Here is a 17,705-nt window from a genome sequence, read left to right on the forward strand (position 1 = left end):
AGCCTAGCCGTCGATGATCATCGCCGTTCCGGTCGTCACGGCGGTGGCCGCCGGGCGTCGGCTGCCGCCGCGATCGCCCACGCGTCGGCGACCGGGCCGAGGTGGCCGAGCTTGTCCGGGTTGATCACGGACCGGATCGTCTGGATACGCCCGTCGAGGATGTCGAGCGACAGGATGTTGAGCACCTTGCCGTCGCCGTCGCGCAGGATGGCGCCCGGCTGGCCGTTCACCTCGTGCGGCTCCACGCGGCCGCCGATCTCGGCGAACCTCGGCACGACGAAGGCCAGCAACGCGGCCACGTTGGCCGCGCCGAAGGCGCCGGTGCCGAACTGCGGCGCCTTGCCACCGCCGTCGCCGACCATGTGCACGTCGGCGGCGAGCAGCTCCATGAGCCCGGCCACGTCGCCTTCCCGGAAGGCGTCGAAGAACCGGCCGGCCAGCTCGTCGCGCTCCCGGCGATCGGTCGCGAACCGGGGCCGCCCGGCCTCCATGTGGCGGCGGGCGCGCACGGCGAGCTGGCGGCAGGCCGCCTCGGGCCGCCCGACCGCCGACGAGACCTCGGCGAAGCCGAACCCGAACACCTCCCGCAGGACGAACACCGCCCGTTCGAGCGGGCTCAGCCGCTCCAGGAGCAGCAACGCGGCCATCGACACCGAATCGGCCAGCTCCGCCGACCGCTCCGGATCCTCGTACGGGTCGTCGACCAGCGGCTCGGGGAACCACGGCCCGACATACTGCTCCCGGCGTACGCGGGCCGACCGCAGCACGTCGATGGAGACGCGGGTGACGACGGCCGACAGGAACGCCTTGGCCGACTTCGGCTGCGTAGCCGAGCCCTCGTAGCGCAGCCACGTCTCCTGCACGGCGTCCTCCGCCTCGCTGACGCTCCCGAGAATCCGGTACGCGATCGCGAACAGCAGCGGCCGCAGCTCCTCGAACTCGGCGGCCCGGCTCACCTCGGGGTTCATGCCAGCTCCGCCCGGAAGCCCTGCCGCCACGACGGATAGCGCAACGTCCAGCCCAGTTCGCGCTTGGCCTTGGCGTTGCTGAAGCCGCGCCCCTCGGTCATCATGATCACCGCCTGATCCCCGGCCAGCAGGCGCGCCAACCACCGCGGTACGCGCATCGGCCGCTTCGCCCCGGCGCACTCGGCCAGGAACGGCAGCCATTCGTTGGCGGGCGCGGGTTCGTCGTCGACGATGTTGAAGACACCGCGGGCCTTCTGTTCGACCGCCAGCACCGTGGCGCTCGCCGCGTCGTCGAGGTGCACCCAGGAGCTGTAGCCGTTGGCCGCGCCCACCAGCGGATACTGGCGTTTGCGGACCAGCTCGACCTGATCGTCGATCGCGCCCGGGCCGTAGAACGCGCCATAGCGCAGCACCGCGCCGCCCACTTGGACGACGGACTCCTCGACGTGCCGCATTGCGAGCAGGCCCGCGTGGGCCGCCGTACCGGGGAGCAGGTCCAGCGGATCCTCCTCGGTCTTCACCCAGCCGCCCTGCCGGATGCCGTTCCAGCTCGCGTACGCCTGTGCCACGAAGTGCGGCACCCCGGTCGTCTCCGCCGCCGCCAGCAGATGATCGGTTCCCTCGGTACGCAGCCGGTTCGTCTGCGCGAACCAGCGATCCGGGTGCTTGATGTCCGGCTTCCCGGCGTGCGTCATGGAGATCGCCGTCATCTGATGCACGATCACGTCCGGCCGGGCCGCCGCGACCGCGCCGCCGACCGCGGATGCGTCGAGCCCGTCCATCACGACGCCCTCCGCGCCGAGCTGGGTCAGCAGGCCCAGCTTCGCCGCCGTCGTCGTTGTGGCGGTCACCTGATGGCCTCGGGCGACCAGCTGCGGCACCAGCCGCCGGCCCAGCACCCCGCTGCCACCGGCCACGAACACTCGCATGTCACTTGCCTTTCGTCGAAGGGGCTTACCCCCACCAGACGACGCAGGCGGCAGTTCTGTGACGTGCTCGGAGGCCGGGTGTGAGATTCAGCTCCGCGCCTTGCCCGGCGGCGACTCGTGGATGTGCAGGCGGCTCGGCTTCTCCCCGCGGGCGGCCAGCCGGCCCGCGGCCACCGCGTCCGCCCGGGTCTCGTGCCGCGACACCATCTCGCCGTCCCGGCGGACCTGCCAGCATTCGCCGTCGGGGAGCACACGGTATTCGATATGGCTCATCGGCTGCCCATCCGTTCGCTGTCGTCTGTCCAGTGTGCTGCGACAGAGGTGTGCCCGAGGGGTGCCTGGCCGGGATTTCCCCATTTCGGGGTCGCCCAATCACGGGTCAGCTGGAAAGGGCGCGCAGGTAGGAGAACTGTGCGCCACAGGGCCGGTAGCCGAGCCACTCGTTGATCGCGAGCATCGGACCGTTCTCCTCGTCGTTGGTGGTGAACGCGTCGGTGATGCCGCGCTCGGCCGCCCGGCGCAGCGCCACCGACTTGGCGTACTTGGCCAGGCCGCGGCCGCGGAACGCCCGCCGTGTCCCGGTCCCGCCCGACCACATGCGCCGATCGAGGTCAGTCTCCACCAGCGTGTACGCGGCCGGCTGCCCGTCGGCGTACACCAGGACGCTCGCCGCCTTGTCGGTGTCGGGCGCGTCCCAGATCGTCGACCGCCACTCGGCGAAGTCCATCGCGTCGGCGGGCGTGTCGCCGGGCTCGTCCAGCACCGCCTCCGAGTCGACCGCGAAGACCTCCTCGGGCGTGGTCTCGGCGAACGACACGGCCCGCACGTGCTCCCCGGTGGCCGGTGTCGGTGGCAGCGGCCCTTCGAGGTTGAGGTGCGAGTAACGCAGTTCGTGCCGCTGTGCGAAGCCCCGCGTCCCGAGGAACCGAACAGTCGCCTCGTCGCCGTCGCCCCAGCCCTCGACGCGGGTGCCGCCGACCTCCCCGAGATGGGCCATGAGCCGGTCGAACAGCTCGCCGCCGAGGCCGCGTCCTCGGTAGTCCGGTCGCACGAGGAGGCCGAGCTGGCTCGCCCCCGGCAGCGAACTGGAGATCGACAACCCGGCCCGGCCGACCCCCGCGACGCGGCCGTCCTCCTCGGCGACCAGGCGCAGCGCGTGCGCCCGAGCCGGTTCCGTCGCCCAGTGATGGCGGAAGGCCGCTTCGTGGACGACGGCGTACGCGTACAGGTCACGCTGGATGGCGACGAAGGCCGGTTCGTCGCCCGGCCCGGCCGGTCGAATGGTGAATGCCATGCCCTTGGTGTATCAGCGGCCGCAACCGCATTTCGCGGCTACACTCGCCCGATGGCCGTCCTCGACTGGCTGCTCGACTCCGATCCCGCCCTGCGCTGGCAGGTCCAGCGCGACCTCACCGACGCGCCGCCGGAGATCCTCGCGGCCGAGCGCCGGCGGATCGCCGACGAGGGCTGGGGCGCACGGCTGCTCGCCCTGCAAGGCGACGACGGCAACTGGGACGGCGGCGCGTGCTTCCCGGCCGGGTGGTGGGCCGCCGACCATCGCGAGGACGAGGCACAACCCTGGACACCCACGCTGCCCACGCTGCAACTGCTGGTGTACTTCGGCATCGATCCGGCCGACGACCGCGTACGCCGGGCCGTCGAGCAGGTGCGCGAGAAGAGCCGCTGGGACTACGACGACCGGCCGTTCTTCGCCGGTGAGGTCGACTGCTGCATCAACGGCCGGACCGTCGCCATCGGCGTCTACTTCGGACAACCCGTCGACGGCATCGTGGATCGGCTGCTGGCGGACCAGCTCGACGACGGCGGCTGGAACTGTTACGCGGAGGAGACGGGCTCGGTCCGGTCCTCGTTCCCCTCGACGATCAACGTCCTCGAGGGCCTGCTGGCGTACGAGCGGGCGAACGGCGGTCCAGCCGAGGTCCGCGAAGCACGCCGCCGGGGCGAGGAGTATTTGCTGGAGCGCGCCCTGCTCAGGCGCAGGAGCACCGGCGAGATCGTCGAGCCGAGCTGGCTGCAGTTCTCCTTCCCGCTGCGCTGGCAGTACGACGCGCTGCGTGCCCTGGAGTACTTCAGCACCGTGGGCGGCCCGCCCGATCCCCGGCTGGCCGAGGCGATCCACCTCGTGCGGTCCAAGCAACAGCCGGACGGGACCTGGCTGCTGGAGCACACGCTGCCCGGCAAGGTCTTCTTCGACCTGGAGGACGGCGACGGCCGCCCGAGCCGATGGAACACGCTCCGGGCGACGCGGGTGCTCGCCTGGCACGACCAGGTGTGATGGGTGTCGTCGAACGATCCTTCCGGATCAGCGGAGCGACCGGGCCGGTTCCCGGCGTCGCGTGGCTGCCGCCCGACCCCGCCGGCCTCGTCCTGCTGGGCCACGGCGGCAGCGGCCACAAACGCAGCCCTCGCATCGTCGAGCTGGCGACCTGGTTCGCCGCCAACGGCCTCGCCGCGGCCGCGATCGACGGGCCGTATCACGGTGAACGGGTGCCCATGCCGGTCCCCGCGCCCGCGTACCAGGCCCGGATGGTCGCCGAGGGGATCGACGGCGTGCTTGACCGGATGACGGCGGACTGGCTGGCCGCAGCGCGGCTGGTCGGCCTCGACCGGATCGGCTACGTCGGCCTGTCCCTCGGCACGCGCTTCGGACTGCCGCTGGCAGCCGCCCTCGGCGACCGGCTCCGCTGCGCGGTCTTCGGGAAATTCGGGCTGCGGCACCATCCGGGCATGCCGGCCGGACTAGCGACGCCCGAGCGCACGATCCGGGAAGCGCGCTCGATCACCGCGCCCGTCCTCTTCCACTCCCAGAAGGACGACGAACTCTTCCCACGCGCCGGGCAACTGGCCCTGTTCGACGCGTTCGCCGCACCCGGCAAACAGCTCATCGCGTACGCCGGCGGGCACGGCGTGACCCCGCCCGGGGCGGTGGAGCACTGGCGGACCTTCGTCCACCGCCACCTGGGCGAGGGCGGGTAGTGCGCTACAGCACCGAGCGCAGCGTGGCGGCGAACCCGTCGGGGTCGCCCTTCATCCACGGGTTGTCGCCGAGGAAGCCACCGTGGTGGCTCGGGAAGGTGACCGGAGCGCTGCCGAGCCGTGCTGCGACCGCCTCGCCGCCCCGGTGGGCCATCTCGCCCACCGACTCCGCCCCGACGCCGACCACGATCCGGGTCGCCGACGCCTTCAACGTGTCGAAGTCGTGCTCGTAGTGCGTGCAGCTCAGCAGGTTCTGCCCGAGCAGCGCGTCGTCGCGGCGGCCGTCGTCCTCGGCCGGCAGCCCGAACGCGGCCGGGTCCGGGATCGGCATCGTGGCGAACTCCGCCGGGTACTCGCCACGGTGGCTGGTCAGCGTGATGAACATCGCCATCGCCGGGCCGAAGCCGCGCTCGGCGTACACCTCGTGCATCCGCTCGGCGGAGGCCAGGGCCACCTCCCGGTCGGGCAGGTTCTGCATCGTGGGCGGCTCGTGCGCGACGAGCGTGCGCACCAGGCCGGGGTGCTGCGCGACCAGGGCCAGGGCGTTGATCGCGCCGCCGCTGCTGGCGAAGATGTCGACCGGCGCGCCGACCGCCTCGATCACCCGGCGGATGTCGTCGGCGTGCTGGTCGGGCGTCGACGGCGACGCGGGCTCGGCCTTCGGGCTGCGCCCGGTGCCGCGCGGGTCGTAGGTGACGACCGTGCGGTCGGGGAACCGGGCCGCCAGCTCGGCGAACCCGCCCGCGTCCATCGGTGAGCCGATCATCAGCAGCGCGGGCTCGGTCGTGCCGTCGGCCGGGCGGACGTCGTAGGTGATGACTGCGCCGGGCGCGTCGACGGTGCTGGTCTGAGCGGTGCTGTTCGAGATGGCGGTCATCGGTGACTCCTTCGGGAAACTGAGGTCTACACCCCTATGACGACCCGGGCCGCCGGAACTCATCGCTCACCAGACGGAAATCTCGTCGAGCACGGAACCGGCGAAGCCGAACCGGTCGTTGCGTACGCACGCCAGCCGGGCGGTGATCGGCGGCGAGATCCGGGTGACCTGGACGTCGTCGCTCGCCGCCTCCCGGGCAGTATGCCCCACGCTGCGGAAACGCTTGCCGTCGGTGGACAGTTCGACGATCGTGCCGTCACTCAGGAACGGCGTGCGATAGACCACGAGCGATACGCTGCGCGCCGTCGCCAGGTCGACGCAGATCCGGTGCCGGGTCGGCTGCGGGCAGGCCGACGCTGCGTCCGGGCACGGAGTCCGGACTTCCGCGTTCGTGGTCAGATCGCCGTCGGTCAGCGCGCAGGGGCTGACCGCCCGCACCAGCGCCTTGCCGGCGTCGCCCACCAGGCAACCCGCTCCCCGTGACGGCGGCACACTCCCGGCCGGCAACGCGACGCTGCCCGCTCGGTAGAGGAAGTTCTTCGCCGAGGCGACGACGATCACGGCCGTCGGCTGATCCTCGTACGGCCGCAGGTCGAGCACCGCCCGAGTGCTGCGGGTCGTCACCCCGGTCGGCTGAGGCTGACCACGCTCGGCCAGCGTCCAGAGGGCGTACTCCGCGCCGCCGGGCAGCTCCGGCCAGGAGACCGTGACCCGGTCGCCCGAACCGTCGACCCGGACCGGCGGCTCCCAGTAGCGCAGATCGGGTACGCGTTGCTGCGTACCGGGGTCGTGCTCGAGCGAGACCGCGACCTCGGCTCCGGCGAGCTGCCCGTCCTCGGCGGCGTGCCGAGCCGTGACGGTGATGTGCTTGACCGGCTTGATCTTCTCGGCCGGAAAGGCGAACCGCCCGCCGTCGCCGACCTTCGCCGGCACCGGGCTGGGGCAGAAACCGGGCACGAGGCAGAACAAGCCGAGCGAGAACATCGCGAAGCCGGTCCGAACAGTGTCCTCATCAGACACCTGGTACGCCTGAACCGTCGAGCGCGTCGCCGCCCGCCCGTCCTGCCGCAGCACCCGCCCGTAGAGCACGCCCGACGGCACCGGTTCGGGAGCCGGTCCGGTCGGCTCCGGAGCCGACGGCATGTCCTGGTACGCACAACCGGCCAGCAGCAGCACGGTGAGGAAGACGAGCAGTCGCCGAGACATCCGTCGATTATGCGGTCCCCGGTACGCCCAGCCGCGCGCCCACTCCGCCGACGGGCAACGGGAGCAGCCCGTCCCCATTACACTCACGCGCCATGCGCTCAGTCCCAAGATCCGTCAACCGGCTCGCGATCCTGCTGACGATCGCCGGGCTGGTCGGCGCCGCCGAGGTGACCATCGGCCTGCTGCAGGTGTTCCGGCTTAACGCGAACGAGCTGGCCGCGTACGCCGCCGCGCCCGCCGCCAGCGACGCGGTCCACCAAGCGGTGGCCAATCTGGAGAGTTCGGCGATGATTTCGCTGTGGACCGGACTCGCCGCCGCGCTGTTCCTCGCCGGGGGAGCACTGGTGGGCAAGGCGCTGCCCTACACCCGGGTCGTCCTGTGGATTCTGTGGGTCGAGGCGTTGGTCGGGAACATGCTGCTGTTCGGCGACACCTCGGTCGGTCTGACCGCGTTCACCGACCCCGATCCGGCCCGTGCGGCGCTGGTCAACGATCTCCTGCTTGCTCCGGGCCGGTCGCTGGTGCTCTACAGCGCCGAGGTGATCATGCTCGGACTGCTGGTCGGGATCGCAATGTTGCTGCGGCGGGAGGAGACGGTGGAGTTCCTCAAGATCCGGACCGAGGCCGCCGCCGATCCCGCCTGGGACGCGATCATGGCGACCCGGCGTCAACGGGAGAACGCCGGTTGACCTGAGCACTCCCGAGATTCGTCACTTCAGCAGGCCCGGAAGTCTTCCCTTCCAGCCGTCCAGGACCGGATCCGGGTCCGCCCCGAGCACGTCGGTCAGCACGGCGGCGTACACGTCACGGAAGTCGGTGTGGAACTTCAGGTCCCCGTCGTCGAGGTCGGTCAGGCTCGGCTGGTCGCCGACGAGCCGCCCGCCCGCCACGGAGGCCCCGGCGATGAGGATGTTCGACGCCGTGCCGTGGTCGGTTCCGTCGGAGGCGTTCGCGCGTACCCGCCGGCCGAACTCGGAGTAGACCAGCACCACGACCTTGCGGCCCTTCTCGGTGCGCCCCATGCGTTCCAGGAACGTCGCGACGGCGGTGTCGACCGTCTTGAGCTGGGTCTCCTGCCCGGTCTTCTCGCCGGCGTGGAAGTCGAAGCCGCCCATCGACACTGAGAACACCCGAGTCATGACGCCCGCCTCGACACAAGTCGCGACGAGGTCGAGCTGCGCCCGCAGGGTCGACTGCGCCCCGCCGGTGCCCGTCGCGGGTTCGTGGTCGCCCTCGTCGTCGTCCTCGGCGAGCGCGGTCGTGACGAGGTGGTCCACGCTGAGAAGGTCGCCGAAGCAGGCCGCGGCGCGCGCCTGGAGGACCGGTTCGCCCGCCGACGTGCCGCCGAGGGCGCGCAGATCGGCGTCGGTGATGCTCTTCGGCACGGCGACGCTGCCGAGCGGCACCGCGGCGCCCGCGCAGGTGGCCCCCGCGAGGACCGGCGGCAGCACCGGTTCCAGCGAGATCGCCGTGCGCGGGTCACGCCCCGCCCGGTCCAGCCAGCGGCCGAGCCACCCGGTGCTGCCGGGGCGTACCGGGTCCGCCGTCTGCCAGATGTCCATCGACCGGAAATGGCTGCGGTCCGGCTTCGGATAACCGACGCCGCGGACGATCGCCAGCTCCCCGCGGTCGTACGCCGCCTTGAGGCCGGTCATCGCCGGGTTCAGTCCGGTGTGCGCGTCGAGGCGAAGCACCTCGGAGGGCTCGTACGCCAGGTCGGCGCGCGCGTCGCGGTAGGCGTCGTCGGCGTACGGGATGACGGTGGCCAAGCCGTCGTTGCCGCCGTACAGCGTTACGAGCACCAGGGTGCGGTCGGCGGCGGTCCCGGCCGGAGAATCGGCGGTCGCGAGGATGTCGGCGACCGTGTACGCACCGGCCCCGGCGGCCAGCGCGGTGCCGCCGACGACGCCGGACGCGAGCAGGAACTTGCGGCGAGTGACGGTGTCCATCCGATCCTCCTCAGCTGACCGCGTACTCGGGACTGATCAGTGCCAGCGTGACCAGGCGCTGCGGCTTCTTGGCGACCTCGGTCAGAGCTTTGCGCGTGCGGGGAGTCCATTCGTCGACGGCCAGCATCCGGCCGAGCGTGTCGACGGTCGTCGCGGCCGAACCGGACCGGAGGGAATCCGCCGTGGGCTCCGGCAGCGCGGCGGCGATCGCGGCCGCGCCTCGCATCCGCGCCTGCAGCGAGGAGGTGGTCAGCCAAGCGGCCCCGGTGGGCCAGCCGCCGACACTGGGTGGCCGCAAGGGGAGCTGGCCCATGGCCCGGGCGGCGTTCAGCACCGAGGTCAGCGTCTTCTCAGCCGGAGGCACGCCGAGTTGCCGCAACGCGCCGACCGCCCATTCCACCGGCGACTTGACGAGCTGACCGGCACTGGCGGCGAACGCGTCGTCGGTGAGCAGCGCGGTCAGCAGTGCGCTCACATCGCGGCCACTCCCATAAGCGGCCACGAGACTGTCCCGTGTGGACGTACGCAGCGGTTCGCCGGAGCCGAAGCGCAGCCAGAACCGGCCGGCCAGAAACATCGGGTGAGCGCGCTGCTCCATCAGTATGCCGACGAACGAGTCGGCGTCGTGGACCCCGCTCCGGCCGAGAATCGTCGTCCGGCCGGTGGCGTGGCGCCGGGGCATGAAGACGGCCGTTCCCCGGGCCCGGTCGAGGGTCCAGCCGGTCAACGCCTTGGCCCCCGCCTTGACGTCGTCCTCGGTGTACGCGCCGACGCCGAGCGTGAACAGCTCCATCAGTTCACGGGCGAGGTTCTCGTTGGGCGCCTTCGCCGTGTTGCGCTGCCCGTCGAGCCAGTAGACGAGCGCCGCGTCCCGCACCATCTGCCGGGCGAGCACCGCGAAGTCGCCGGAGCCGAACATCCGGAACTTCTCCAGCTGCGCCCGCATCAGCCGGGCCGACACGACCTTCTGCGCGCTCGTGGCCCAATGTCCGTGCCAGAAGAAGACCAGTTTCTCGGCCAGCCCGTGATCGGCGGTGATCATCCGGGTCACCCAGGCTCGGGTCAGCTCGCCGAGCAACGCTCGCGCCCGCTGCTGGGCGGCCGCCCGCTGTTCCCGCGTGCGCTTGCCGGGGATCGGCCCGAGCAGCGGATCCTCGGCGTACGCCGGCAGCGGTGCGGCCGATTCGGCGACCGTCGGCCGGACCAGCTCCCGGACCACGTCGCCGTAGTCGCGGGCAGCCGCGGCGTCCACCTCGGCCGCGGTGGGGCCGAAGGTCGCCCGGCGCAACAGGTGCGCGGCCAGCTTCCGATCTGCCATGGCCCGAACCGTACCCACGATCGGCCCGTCCCGCAGCGGCGCAACGTTCGGAGAACGTAAGGGCCTACAGCCTCTCGACGACGCGGAAGCGCACCAGGACGGCCATCGTGTCGTCGGTCACCGTGAACTCCGGGTCGCCCAGCCAGCCCCGATAGTCCGCGCCGTGCCAGAAGTCCTCGTGGCCCGCCCGCCATTCGGCCACCGAGGTGTACCCCTCGCCTTCGTCTCGCGCGAAATCGAGGTCGACGTCGCCGATCCGCGCGACCCGCACCTCGGTCAGCTCGATCACCGCGACCGGCTGCTCGTCGGAGTCGACCACAGCCTCCCGAGCGCCCACCACCGGCAGCGGGTCGCCGTCGATCTCGTAGTCCTGCAACAGCCCGGAGGTCGACGTCTTGGTCCCGTCGAGCACCGCGGCCACCAGCAGGTCCCGCAGCGGGCCGGGGAAGCCGAGCTGGAAGGTCGGAAGATCGCTCATCGGGCGAGGCTAGCAATCCTCACTGCTCGGGCGCGCTCGCTTTTCGGCGGTCCACCTGCTCGACCGCGGGCGTGCCCGGCAGCGGGCGTACGCTGTCGGCGACCAGCGCGGCCAGCCCCAGCATCACGGCGACGACCGTCAACGCCCGCAGCACCGTCAGATGCTCGCCGAGGAACCCGATGAGCGGCGGGCCGGCGAGGAACGCGCAGTAGCCGATCGACGCGATGACGCTGACCCGGGCGGCCGCCCGCTGAGGGTCGTCGCCACCGGCGCTCATCCCGACAGGGAAGCCGAGGGCCACCCCCACGCCCCAGAGCAGCGTCCCGGCGAACGCGTACGCCGGAGTCGGGCCGAACACGAACAGCAGCACCCCGCCGACCCCGATCACGCACAGCACCCGCACGACCGGTACGCGCCCGAAGCGGTCCAGCAGCCCGGGGCCGAACCAGCGGCCGATCGTCATCGCGGTCAGGAACGCGGCGAACGCCAGCGTGCCCAAGGCGGGGGAGACGTGGTGGCCGTCGATCGCGGCGACGCTGATCCAGTCGTTGCCGGTGCCCTCGGCGAACGCGAAGGCCAGCGTGAACACCCCGACGAGCAGCGTACGCGGTTCCCGCCAGGCGGTCAGCGGGCTCGTCCGCAAGGCGCCGTCGCCGGGCTCCGCCGGAGTCTCCGCCCGGTCGTCGAGGAAGCGTTGGGCGTACCAAGGGATGCTGACGGCGATGACCACCGCGACGCCTAGCAGATGCGCGGTGACCGGCACCTTCAGCGCGATCATGAGCGTGCCCAGCAGCGCGCCGGCCACGGTGCCGAGGCTGAACCCCGCGTGGAAGCGCGACATGATCGAGCGGCCGAGCCGCCGCTCCACGACCGTGCCCTGCACGTTCATCGCGACGTCCCACGCGCCGTTGGCGAAGCCGAGCATGGCGAGGCCGATGACCACCGGAAACACCCCGGCGAGCGCACCGAGCGCGACCACCGTCAGCGCCACTGCGAGCAGCGACGCCATCGCGGCCACCGTCTTCGCCGAGCCGAACCGCGTCACGACCGGGCCGGACAGCGGCAGGGCGAGCAACGAGCCCGCCGCGATGGCCAGCAGTACCAGGCCGAGCGTCGCCGGTTCGAGGTCGAGCTGATCACGGACCTGCGGAATGCGCGCCGCCCAGCTGGCGAAGGCGAAGCCCGAACCGATGAAGGCGGCGTAGGTGGCCGTCGTCGCGGCGCGGGTGCTCGTCATGATCTCGAAAGTACCCGAGGTCGCCCGGGCAGCTCAGCGGCCGGGTCACCACTGGGGGCGCAGGGCGGGCAGCGTGTCGCCGGCCAGCTCGCGGATCAGCCGCGCGAGCCCGGTCCGCAAGCCGGACAGCTCCGCCGCGCCGAGGCTGCCCTCGAGTTCGGCCTCCAGCCCGTGCAGGACCCGTCCCGCCGCCCGGAGATGGGCCTCCGCCTGCTCGGTCAGGACGACGAGTTTGCGCCGTCCGCCCGCCGGATGTGGCTCCCGGCGCACGTAGCCGCGCGCCTCCAGATCATCGACGAGCTGCCCGGCGGCCTGTTTAGTGACCCCGAGCCGCTCGGCCAGCTCGGTCCCGGTCGCGCCGGGGCCTTTGAGCGCCTGGAACACCGCGCCGTGGACCGGGCGCAGATCGCTGTGCCCGGCGGCGTCGAGCCGGCGGACGAACTCGCCCAGCACGAGCTGGAAGCCCAGCCCCATCAGGTAGGTCAGCTCGGCGTCGGCGAGCGGATCGGTCCTCACCCCTCCATGTTGACACAGCCGAGTCAAGTTGCTTTACTCAGAAGCGCGAGTAAAGCAACTTGACTCAAAGAATCGGGGAGACACCGTGAGAATCGTCAGCGCGACCGAAGACCGCGTCATCACCACCGCGGCCGCCGTCACCACCGCCCTCGCGGCACCGAGCCAGGGAAGCACCGAACTCTGCAACTGGCGCGTACGCATGGAGCCCGGCACGACCGGGCCGCTGCACTCCATCGACCGCGAACAGCTGTGGACGGTCCTGGCCGGATCGCTCAGCATCACCTCCGACGGCGCCACCAGCCGAGCAGGCGAAGGGGAGACCGTGATCCTGCCCGCCGGCGTCGACCGGCAGGTCACCTCCGGCGACGAAGTCACCGACGTCCTCGTGTGCATGGGCGTGGGCGGGATGGCGACAGTGCCCGGCAACCCCGCACCCGTACCGCTGCCCTGGGCACGCTGACGCCCGCGTGCGCTTGCGTGTCGCGCCCGCGTGCGCTTGCGTGTCGCGCCCGCGTGCGCTTGCGTGTCGCGCCCGCGTGCGCTTGCGTGTCGCGCCCGCGTGCGCTTGCGCGGTGTCCGCGTGCGCTAGCGCGTTATCCGGGATAGTGCGGCCTCGAACACCGTGCGAGACCGCGTTATCCCGGATAACGCGCGGAGGCGTGCGCCCGCGTCAGGGCCAGAGAACCAGAGCGGGATCGCACGCGATCGTGATGAGCTGCTCGAGCGTGACGGGCGGGGTCGGCCGGCTGACCGGCCACCGCCCTTCGGCGTCGGGGGTGTTGTGCGTACGCGCCACCACCGCTGTCTGTCCGGTGTAGACGTAGAGGACGTACCCGATCATGCCGCCACTGCCGGTGGTTTGATAGACCTCGATCACCTCGCCGTGCGGCCCCGTACGCAGACTGCACAGCGTACCGGTCGAGCACCGGTCGGCCTCCGGCCGCAGGTCGACGTGGCCTGCCTCGATCACGATGGAGCCGCGGCCGAGCCGATCGGTCGTTGCCGCTCCCGCCAGCACCCCGGCGACTCCATTGAACGTTGTCGAGGCACCTGCGGTCAACGGCGGCGGACCCGTCCAGTACGCGTCCCGCAACGGCGCGAACGTGGTGTCCGGCAAAGCCGCCACGACGCTCCGGCGTACGGCGCACGTGAAGAGGTCGAGCTGGTCGGCGTGCAGCGGCTCCGGATTGTTCGGATCCGCAGCCGGAATGCTCTCGGTGGGCAGATCGGTCGGATACTGCCCGTCGTCGGCAGGCACACTCGGCCCCACATACGGTACGTCGTCGCCGCGCGGGAAGTCCGAACCTGCCGGCAGTGGCGTCGGGGCGTTCGTCGGCACTGTCGTGTCGCACAAGCTCGCCGCCGGTCCACTGCCGGACGGGTCGAAGTAGAAGGCCGCGCCGAACAGCACGACACCTGCGCCCATCGCGGCGGTGGCCATCCGCAACATCTCCGCGCGCCGCTTGCGACGCCCGGCCGCGATCGCCTGCCGGGCGGTGATGCCCAGCGGCGGCTCCTCTCGCCCGATCTGCTCGCGCAACGCGTCGGTGAACCAGTCCTCGGTCATCTCACGCCTCCTTGACCAGCCACGACCGCAACATCGCCAGGCCGCGCGACGATTGGCTCTTCACCGAGCCCTCGCTCATCCCGACCAGCTCGGCGACCTCGGCGATCGGCAGATCCTCCAGGTGCCGCAACACGATCACCGCGCGCTGCCGGGGCGGCAACTGCGCGAGCAGCGCCAGCACGTCCGTCTCCGGCCCGGCCGACGGCTCAGCCCCGGGGTGGTCAGGCACGTCGGCCACGATCCGCTCGCGCTTGCTCACTCTTCTATTGCTCAGATACGCGTTGAGCAGCGTCCGTCGCGTGTAAGCATCGAGAGTGGTCGCCTGAATCCGTCGCCAATGCCGGTACAGCTGCACAAACGTGTGCTGGACCAAGTCCTCGGCGAGGTGCCAGTCCCCGCACAGCGCGTACGCGACACGGCGCAGCTGCGCCGCGCGAGCGGAGAAGTACTCCGCGAACTCGGCGTCCTTGTCCTGCCCGGCATCCGTCACACATCAAGTACGCACAACTCCCGCCAAAGGTTGAATCGGCGGCCTCGTCCTGGCGTGATCGTGGCACTTTCTCGTGACCTTGACCCCCTGGAAGGTGTCGTACCTTCGTTCTAATGTTGGTCTGTGAACGGGGTGTTGGCGCAGGTGGAGGCGGATGTCGCCGAGCTGCCTGCCGGTCCCCTGTGGACGCTGTCGGACGGCGAGATCACCGACGAGGTCCGGCGCACGTTCGCGTTGATCCAGCGCCTGTCGGGTCGGTTGGCGGCGTTGATCGCTACCGTCGAAGGTCGTGAGGTTCCGTATAACGCGGGTGCGACGGGGACGGTGAACTGGCTGACGTTTCTGTTGGCGATGCGGGATAAGGACGCTCGTGCGTGGGTGTCTCTGGCGGCGATGCTGCCCGCTGTTCCCGTGGTGGAGTCGGCGTTGTCTTCGGGGCAGGTCAACGTGGAGCAGGCGCGGGTGATCGCCAAGACCGTCCACGATCTGCCGTCAGCTGTGGGTGAGGTCGGCAAGGCGAAGGCCGCCGACGCGCTGACTCGGCTGGCTGTCGACGATCGCCTGCGCCCGGAGGTGTTGGAGAAGCACCGGTCGCAGATCCTGGAGATGGTCGCACCGGAGATCGCCGAGGAACGCCTGCGCCGCGATCTCGAACGGGCCGAACGATCGGCGCATGATCGGCGTGACTTCACCCTCATCCCGTACGGCGACGGCGAATACCGCGTGCGCGGCGTGCTCGACGCGGAGATGGCCGCGATCGTCCGCACAGCTCTGGATCCGCTGTCCGCACCCCGCAGGCCTGCCCCGACCGCAGCGGCCACATCCGTGTCCGGCGAGTGCGCCGGTCCAGGTTGCGCGTGCGCCGGTGCTGGCGCGCCGAGCGGGAACCTCGGCACGAACGGGAACGGCGGCGCGAACGGGAACGGCGGCGCGAACGGGAACCGCGGCGCGAACGGGAACCGCGGCGCGAACGGGAACCGCGGGGCAGGAGGGGAAGGCAGCGCGAGCCGCGACGGCGGCGCAGGCTGGGAAGGTAGCGCCGGGTGTGACGACCGCGCGAGCGGAGACGGCCACGCGGGCTGGGAAGGTAGCGCGGGCTGGGAAGGTAGCGCGGGCAGAAACGGTGCTGCGGGCTCAGCTGGCCGGGCGCTGCCCGGCGAGGCAGATTTACGTTCGGCTGGTGCCCGGCGGGCTGATGCGTTGATCGAGCTGTGCCAGCGCATCCTCAACGCCGCAGAGCTACCCGACAACGGTGGCGAGAAGCCGCACCTCACGGTCACCCTGCCGTGGGACGCCCTTCAAGCCAAAGTCGGCGCCGGCCTCCTGGACACCGGCGACCTATTGACGCCGGAGACGGTGCGGCGGCTGGCCTGCGACGCCATGATCATCCCCGCTGTGCTCGGTGGCGACGGCCAAGTCCTCGACGTCGGCCGCGCCCGCAGACTGATCGACGGGCCACTCCGGCGGGCACTCGTGTTGCGAGACAAGGGATGCGCGTTCCCAGGATGTGATCGGCCACCCCAGTGGTGTCACGGTCATCACCTCAAGGCCTGGGCAGACGGCGGCGACACCTGCCTGGCCAACTCCGTCCTGCTCTGCGGATTTCACCATCGCGAAATCCACCACGGGCACTGGGAAGTCCGCATCCGACCCGACGGCTTCCCCGAATTCCTCCCACCCACCTTCATCGACCCACAACGAAGGCCCGTCCGGAACACCCTCCACCGAAGATGCTGACCTCAGGGAGGTCGCATGATCACGAGCCAGGGCAGAACCCTGGACGGGGGATCAGGCGGGTTCCCGAGCGTCGAGGGTGCTGACACCGCAATCCGTCACAAGGCTGGCTTCAGGCTGGCTGCCATTGCTTGATGAGCGCGGTGCCGGCGCGTGCTCGGCGGCCCAGGCGGCGTCGAGATTGCAGCGCGACGCGCGTAGGCGAAGCGGCCCCACCGGCACGGCGATCCGGTCGGCGTCCGGCTCATAGTCGGTGCAGCCCATCACCACGAGGCGGCCGGAGGCGCAGCGAAGACTGGCCCCGGCAACGTGATCGAACTCGTCGCTGTCGGAGACGGGCTCATGGTCGTGCACCTCCACCACCCCGTCGACGAAGACGTTGACAGCGGCGCCCACTGCGATGGCGTCGGTCTCGACCGCGAGGTTCGTGGTCGACGCGGCCTCGGGGCCGCCACGCGTCGGCGAGGCTGGTGGTGGAACCTTCGTCGAAAACGTGGATCTGGTGGTAGTCCGCGAAGAGGCCCGCGCTGTACGGCACCCGGCCAACCCTAGGTGGCGGGTGGGGTGATCGCGACCGGGTGCCGGGGTTCGTAGAGGCCGAGTTCGCCGCCGCCGGGCAGGCGCAACGCCGTACGCAGTCCCCAGCGCTGTTCGGTGATCGGCATGGTGAATTCGACGCCTTTGGCGGTCAGTTCCTCGACGGTGGCGGTCACGTCGTCGCACATGAGGAACAGTTCGTGTGCCGGGTCGCCGTCGGTCGGGTGTACCGCGACCTCGGCCGGTGGCAGCCGGAAGATGAGCCAGCCGTTGCCCGCGTCGACGTGGGGGTAGCCCAGCATGTCGCGGAGGAATGCCCGGTCGGCGTCGGCGTCGCGGCTGTAGATGATCACGTGCGCGCCTTGGATCATTCCTCGACGATAGGACGGCGGCGCGGCTCAGGGGCGCAGACGCGCGATCGTCTCCGGGGTGAGGTGGCGGCCGAGCGTTTCCAGCGCTGCGAGTACTTCGGCCAGTTCGGCGGGGGAGTGGTCGCCCAGGGCGGCTGCGACCGCGTCGTCGACGCCGGCCGTGGCGACCTTCCGGCGGCGTGGCGTCAGCTCGGGATTGCGGCTCAGCAGCTGCCGTCGGCGGTCGGCCGGATCCGGTTCGGCGACGACGGATCCGACTTCACGCAGCCGGGCCACCGCGCCGGAGACCGCGCTTTGCGGCAGGCCGGTACGCCGAGCGACCTCCACGACGCTGGTGCCGGGATGGGCGAACACGTCGCTCATGACGATCACGACGGCGCGCTCGCCACCGGCTGGGCCGCTGTCGGGGGCGGGCAGGGCCTGTTCGCCGATCTTCATCAGCGTACGCCCGAGCAGGATCAGTTCGACGGGGCTCACGTGACCCAGGGTACATCACTCTTGATGCATCAAAAATGATGGACTATGGTCTCG

The 17,705-nt window shown here is 71.1% G+C and carries 21 protein-coding genes; 5 read left to right on the plus strand and 16 right to left on the minus strand.

The annotated features are described in order from the left end of the window. Window positions 1-35: 35 nt before the first annotated feature. From AB0H43_RS33910 to AB0H43_RS33925, 4 genes are all read right to left on the minus strand, one after another. The gene (locus tag AB0H43_RS33910; RefSeq protein ID WP_360006210.1) at window positions 36-968 is read right to left on the minus strand and encodes an RNA polymerase sigma-70 factor; all 933 of its coding nucleotides are present in this window, start codon (window positions 966-968) and stop codon (window positions 36-38) included. Then, window positions 965-1,897 carry an NAD(P)-dependent oxidoreductase gene (locus tag AB0H43_RS33915; protein ID WP_360006212.1) on the minus strand — a complete coding sequence of 311 codons (933 nt, stop codon included), beginning with the start codon at window positions 1,895-1,897 and terminating at the stop codon, window positions 965-967. Before AB0H43_RS33915 ends, AB0H43_RS33910 begins: the two co-directional genes overlap by 4 nt. Window positions 1,898-1,984: 87 nt before the next feature. Further along, a complete protein-coding gene (locus tag AB0H43_RS33920) occupies window positions 1,985-2,170 on the minus strand; it encodes a DUF2188 domain-containing protein (RefSeq protein ID WP_360006213.1) in 186 nt (61 codons plus the stop codon). 106 nt (window positions 2,171-2,276) lie between these two features. After that, complete coding sequence (locus tag AB0H43_RS33925) at window positions 2,277-3,191, minus strand: GNAT family N-acetyltransferase (RefSeq protein ID WP_360006215.1); 915 nt, start codon at window positions 3,189-3,191, stop codon at window positions 2,277-2,279. 51 nt (window positions 3,192-3,242) lie between these two features. Here AB0H43_RS33925 and AB0H43_RS33930 point away from each other — a divergent pair, with 51 nt between their 5' ends. Then, window positions 3,243-4,193, plus strand: coding sequence for a hypothetical protein (locus tag AB0H43_RS33930; protein WP_360006217.1), 951 nt, complete (start codon window positions 3,243-3,245; stop codon window positions 4,191-4,193). Next, window positions 4,193-4,894 (plus strand): dienelactone hydrolase family protein, encoded by a 702-nt coding sequence (locus tag AB0H43_RS33935; protein ID WP_360006219.1) that lies wholly within the window; start codon window positions 4,193-4,195, stop codon window positions 4,892-4,894. The genes AB0H43_RS33930 and AB0H43_RS33935 overlap by 1 nt, the downstream gene beginning before the upstream one ends. A gap of 4 nt (window positions 4,895-4,898) precedes the next feature. Here the strand turns inward: AB0H43_RS33935 and AB0H43_RS33940 are convergent, their stop codons facing one another. Together AB0H43_RS33940 and AB0H43_RS33945 are read right to left on the minus strand one after the other, a co-directional pair. Beyond that, window positions 4,899-5,771: an alpha/beta hydrolase gene (locus tag AB0H43_RS33940; RefSeq protein WP_360006220.1), complete on the minus strand. Its 873-nt coding sequence runs from the start codon at window positions 5,769-5,771 to the stop codon at window positions 4,899-4,901. Between the two features lie 66 nt (window positions 5,772-5,837). After that, window positions 5,838-6,977: a hypothetical protein gene (locus AB0H43_RS33945; RefSeq protein ID WP_360006222.1), complete on the minus strand. Its 1,140-nt coding sequence runs from the start codon at window positions 6,975-6,977 to the stop codon at window positions 5,838-5,840. 92 nt (window positions 6,978-7,069) lie between these two features. On the opposite strand from AB0H43_RS33945, the gene AB0H43_RS33950 reads away from it, so the two are divergent. Beyond that, window positions 7,070-7,666: a hypothetical protein gene (locus tag AB0H43_RS33950; protein WP_360006224.1), complete on the plus strand. Its 597-nt coding sequence runs from the start codon at window positions 7,070-7,072 to the stop codon at window positions 7,664-7,666. 21 nt (window positions 7,667-7,687) lie between these two features. Here the strand turns inward: AB0H43_RS33950 and AB0H43_RS33955 are convergent, their stop codons facing one another. The 5 genes from AB0H43_RS33955 to AB0H43_RS33975 all read right to left on the minus strand — a co-directional run bounded on the left by AB0H43_RS33955 (window position 7,688) and on the right by AB0H43_RS33975 (window position 12,475). Continuing rightward, window positions 7,688-8,926 carry a DUF1501 domain-containing protein gene (locus tag AB0H43_RS33955; protein WP_360006226.1) on the minus strand — a complete coding sequence of 413 codons (1,239 nt, stop codon included), beginning with the start codon at window positions 8,924-8,926 and terminating at the stop codon, window positions 7,688-7,690. A gap of 10 nt (window positions 8,927-8,936) precedes the next feature. Beyond that, complete coding sequence (locus AB0H43_RS33960) at window positions 8,937-10,244, minus strand: DUF1800 domain-containing protein (protein ID WP_360006228.1); 1,308 nt, start codon at window positions 10,242-10,244, stop codon at window positions 8,937-8,939. A 64-nt stretch (window positions 10,245-10,308) separates the two neighbouring features. Further along, window positions 10,309-10,722: an ASCH domain-containing protein gene (locus AB0H43_RS33965; protein WP_360006230.1), complete on the minus strand. Its 414-nt coding sequence runs from the start codon at window positions 10,720-10,722 to the stop codon at window positions 10,309-10,311. Between the two features lie 19 nt (window positions 10,723-10,741). Then, window positions 10,742-11,959: an MFS transporter gene (locus tag AB0H43_RS33970; protein WP_360006232.1), complete on the minus strand. Its 1,218-nt coding sequence runs from the start codon at window positions 11,957-11,959 to the stop codon at window positions 10,742-10,744. 45 nt (window positions 11,960-12,004) lie between these two features. Continuing rightward, window positions 12,005-12,475, minus strand: a complete 471-nt coding sequence (locus tag AB0H43_RS33975) for a MarR family transcriptional regulator (protein ID WP_360006234.1) — start codon at window positions 12,473-12,475, stop codon at window positions 12,005-12,007. 85 nt (window positions 12,476-12,560) lie between these two features. Here AB0H43_RS33975 and AB0H43_RS33980 point away from each other — a divergent pair, with 85 nt between their 5' ends. Next, window positions 12,561-12,935 carry a cupin domain-containing protein gene (locus AB0H43_RS33980; RefSeq protein WP_360006236.1) on the plus strand — a complete coding sequence of 125 codons (375 nt, stop codon included), beginning with the start codon at window positions 12,561-12,563 and terminating at the stop codon, window positions 12,933-12,935. Between the two features lie 210 nt (window positions 12,936-13,145). Here AB0H43_RS33980 and AB0H43_RS33985 read toward each other — a convergent pair whose 3' ends face one another. Both AB0H43_RS33985 and AB0H43_RS33990 read right to left on the minus strand, forming a co-directional pair. After that, window positions 13,146-14,042, minus strand: coding sequence for a hypothetical protein (locus AB0H43_RS33985; RefSeq protein WP_360006238.1), 897 nt, complete (start codon window positions 14,040-14,042; stop codon window positions 13,146-13,148). Between the two features lies 1 nt (window position 14,043). Continuing rightward, window positions 14,044-14,532 carry a SigE family RNA polymerase sigma factor gene (locus AB0H43_RS33990; protein ID WP_360006240.1) on the minus strand — a complete coding sequence of 163 codons (489 nt, stop codon included), beginning with the start codon at window positions 14,530-14,532 and terminating at the stop codon, window positions 14,044-14,046. A gap of 123 nt (window positions 14,533-14,655) precedes the next feature. Here AB0H43_RS33990 and AB0H43_RS33995 point away from each other — a divergent pair, with 123 nt between their 5' ends. Then, the gene (locus AB0H43_RS33995) at window positions 14,656-16,269 is read left to right on the plus strand and encodes a DUF222 domain-containing protein (protein ID WP_360006242.1); all 1,614 of its coding nucleotides are present in this window, start codon (window positions 14,656-14,658) and stop codon (window positions 16,267-16,269) included. 51 nt (window positions 16,270-16,320) lie between these two features. On the opposite strand, the gene AB0H43_RS34000 is transcribed toward AB0H43_RS33995, so the two are convergent. The 3 genes from AB0H43_RS34000 to AB0H43_RS34010 form a co-directional block, all read right to left on the minus strand. Next, window positions 16,321-16,662, minus strand: a complete 342-nt coding sequence (locus tag AB0H43_RS34000) for a hypothetical protein (RefSeq protein ID WP_360006244.1) — start codon at window positions 16,660-16,662, stop codon at window positions 16,321-16,323. Between the two features lie 152 nt (window positions 16,663-16,814). Continuing rightward, window positions 16,815-17,174, minus strand: coding sequence for a VOC family protein (locus tag AB0H43_RS34005; RefSeq protein WP_360006246.1), 360 nt, complete (start codon window positions 17,172-17,174; stop codon window positions 16,815-16,817). Window positions 17,175-17,201: 27 nt separating this feature from the next. Then, window positions 17,202-17,651, minus strand: a complete 450-nt coding sequence (locus AB0H43_RS34010) for a helix-turn-helix domain-containing protein (RefSeq protein ID WP_360006248.1) — start codon at window positions 17,649-17,651, stop codon at window positions 17,202-17,204. Window positions 17,652-17,705 lie beyond the last annotated feature (54 nt).

The sequence above is a fragment of the Hamadaea sp. NPDC050747 genome, assembly GCF_040654195.1.
Classification (GTDB): Bacteria; Actinomycetota; Actinomycetes; order Mycobacteriales; family Micromonosporaceae; genus Hamadaea.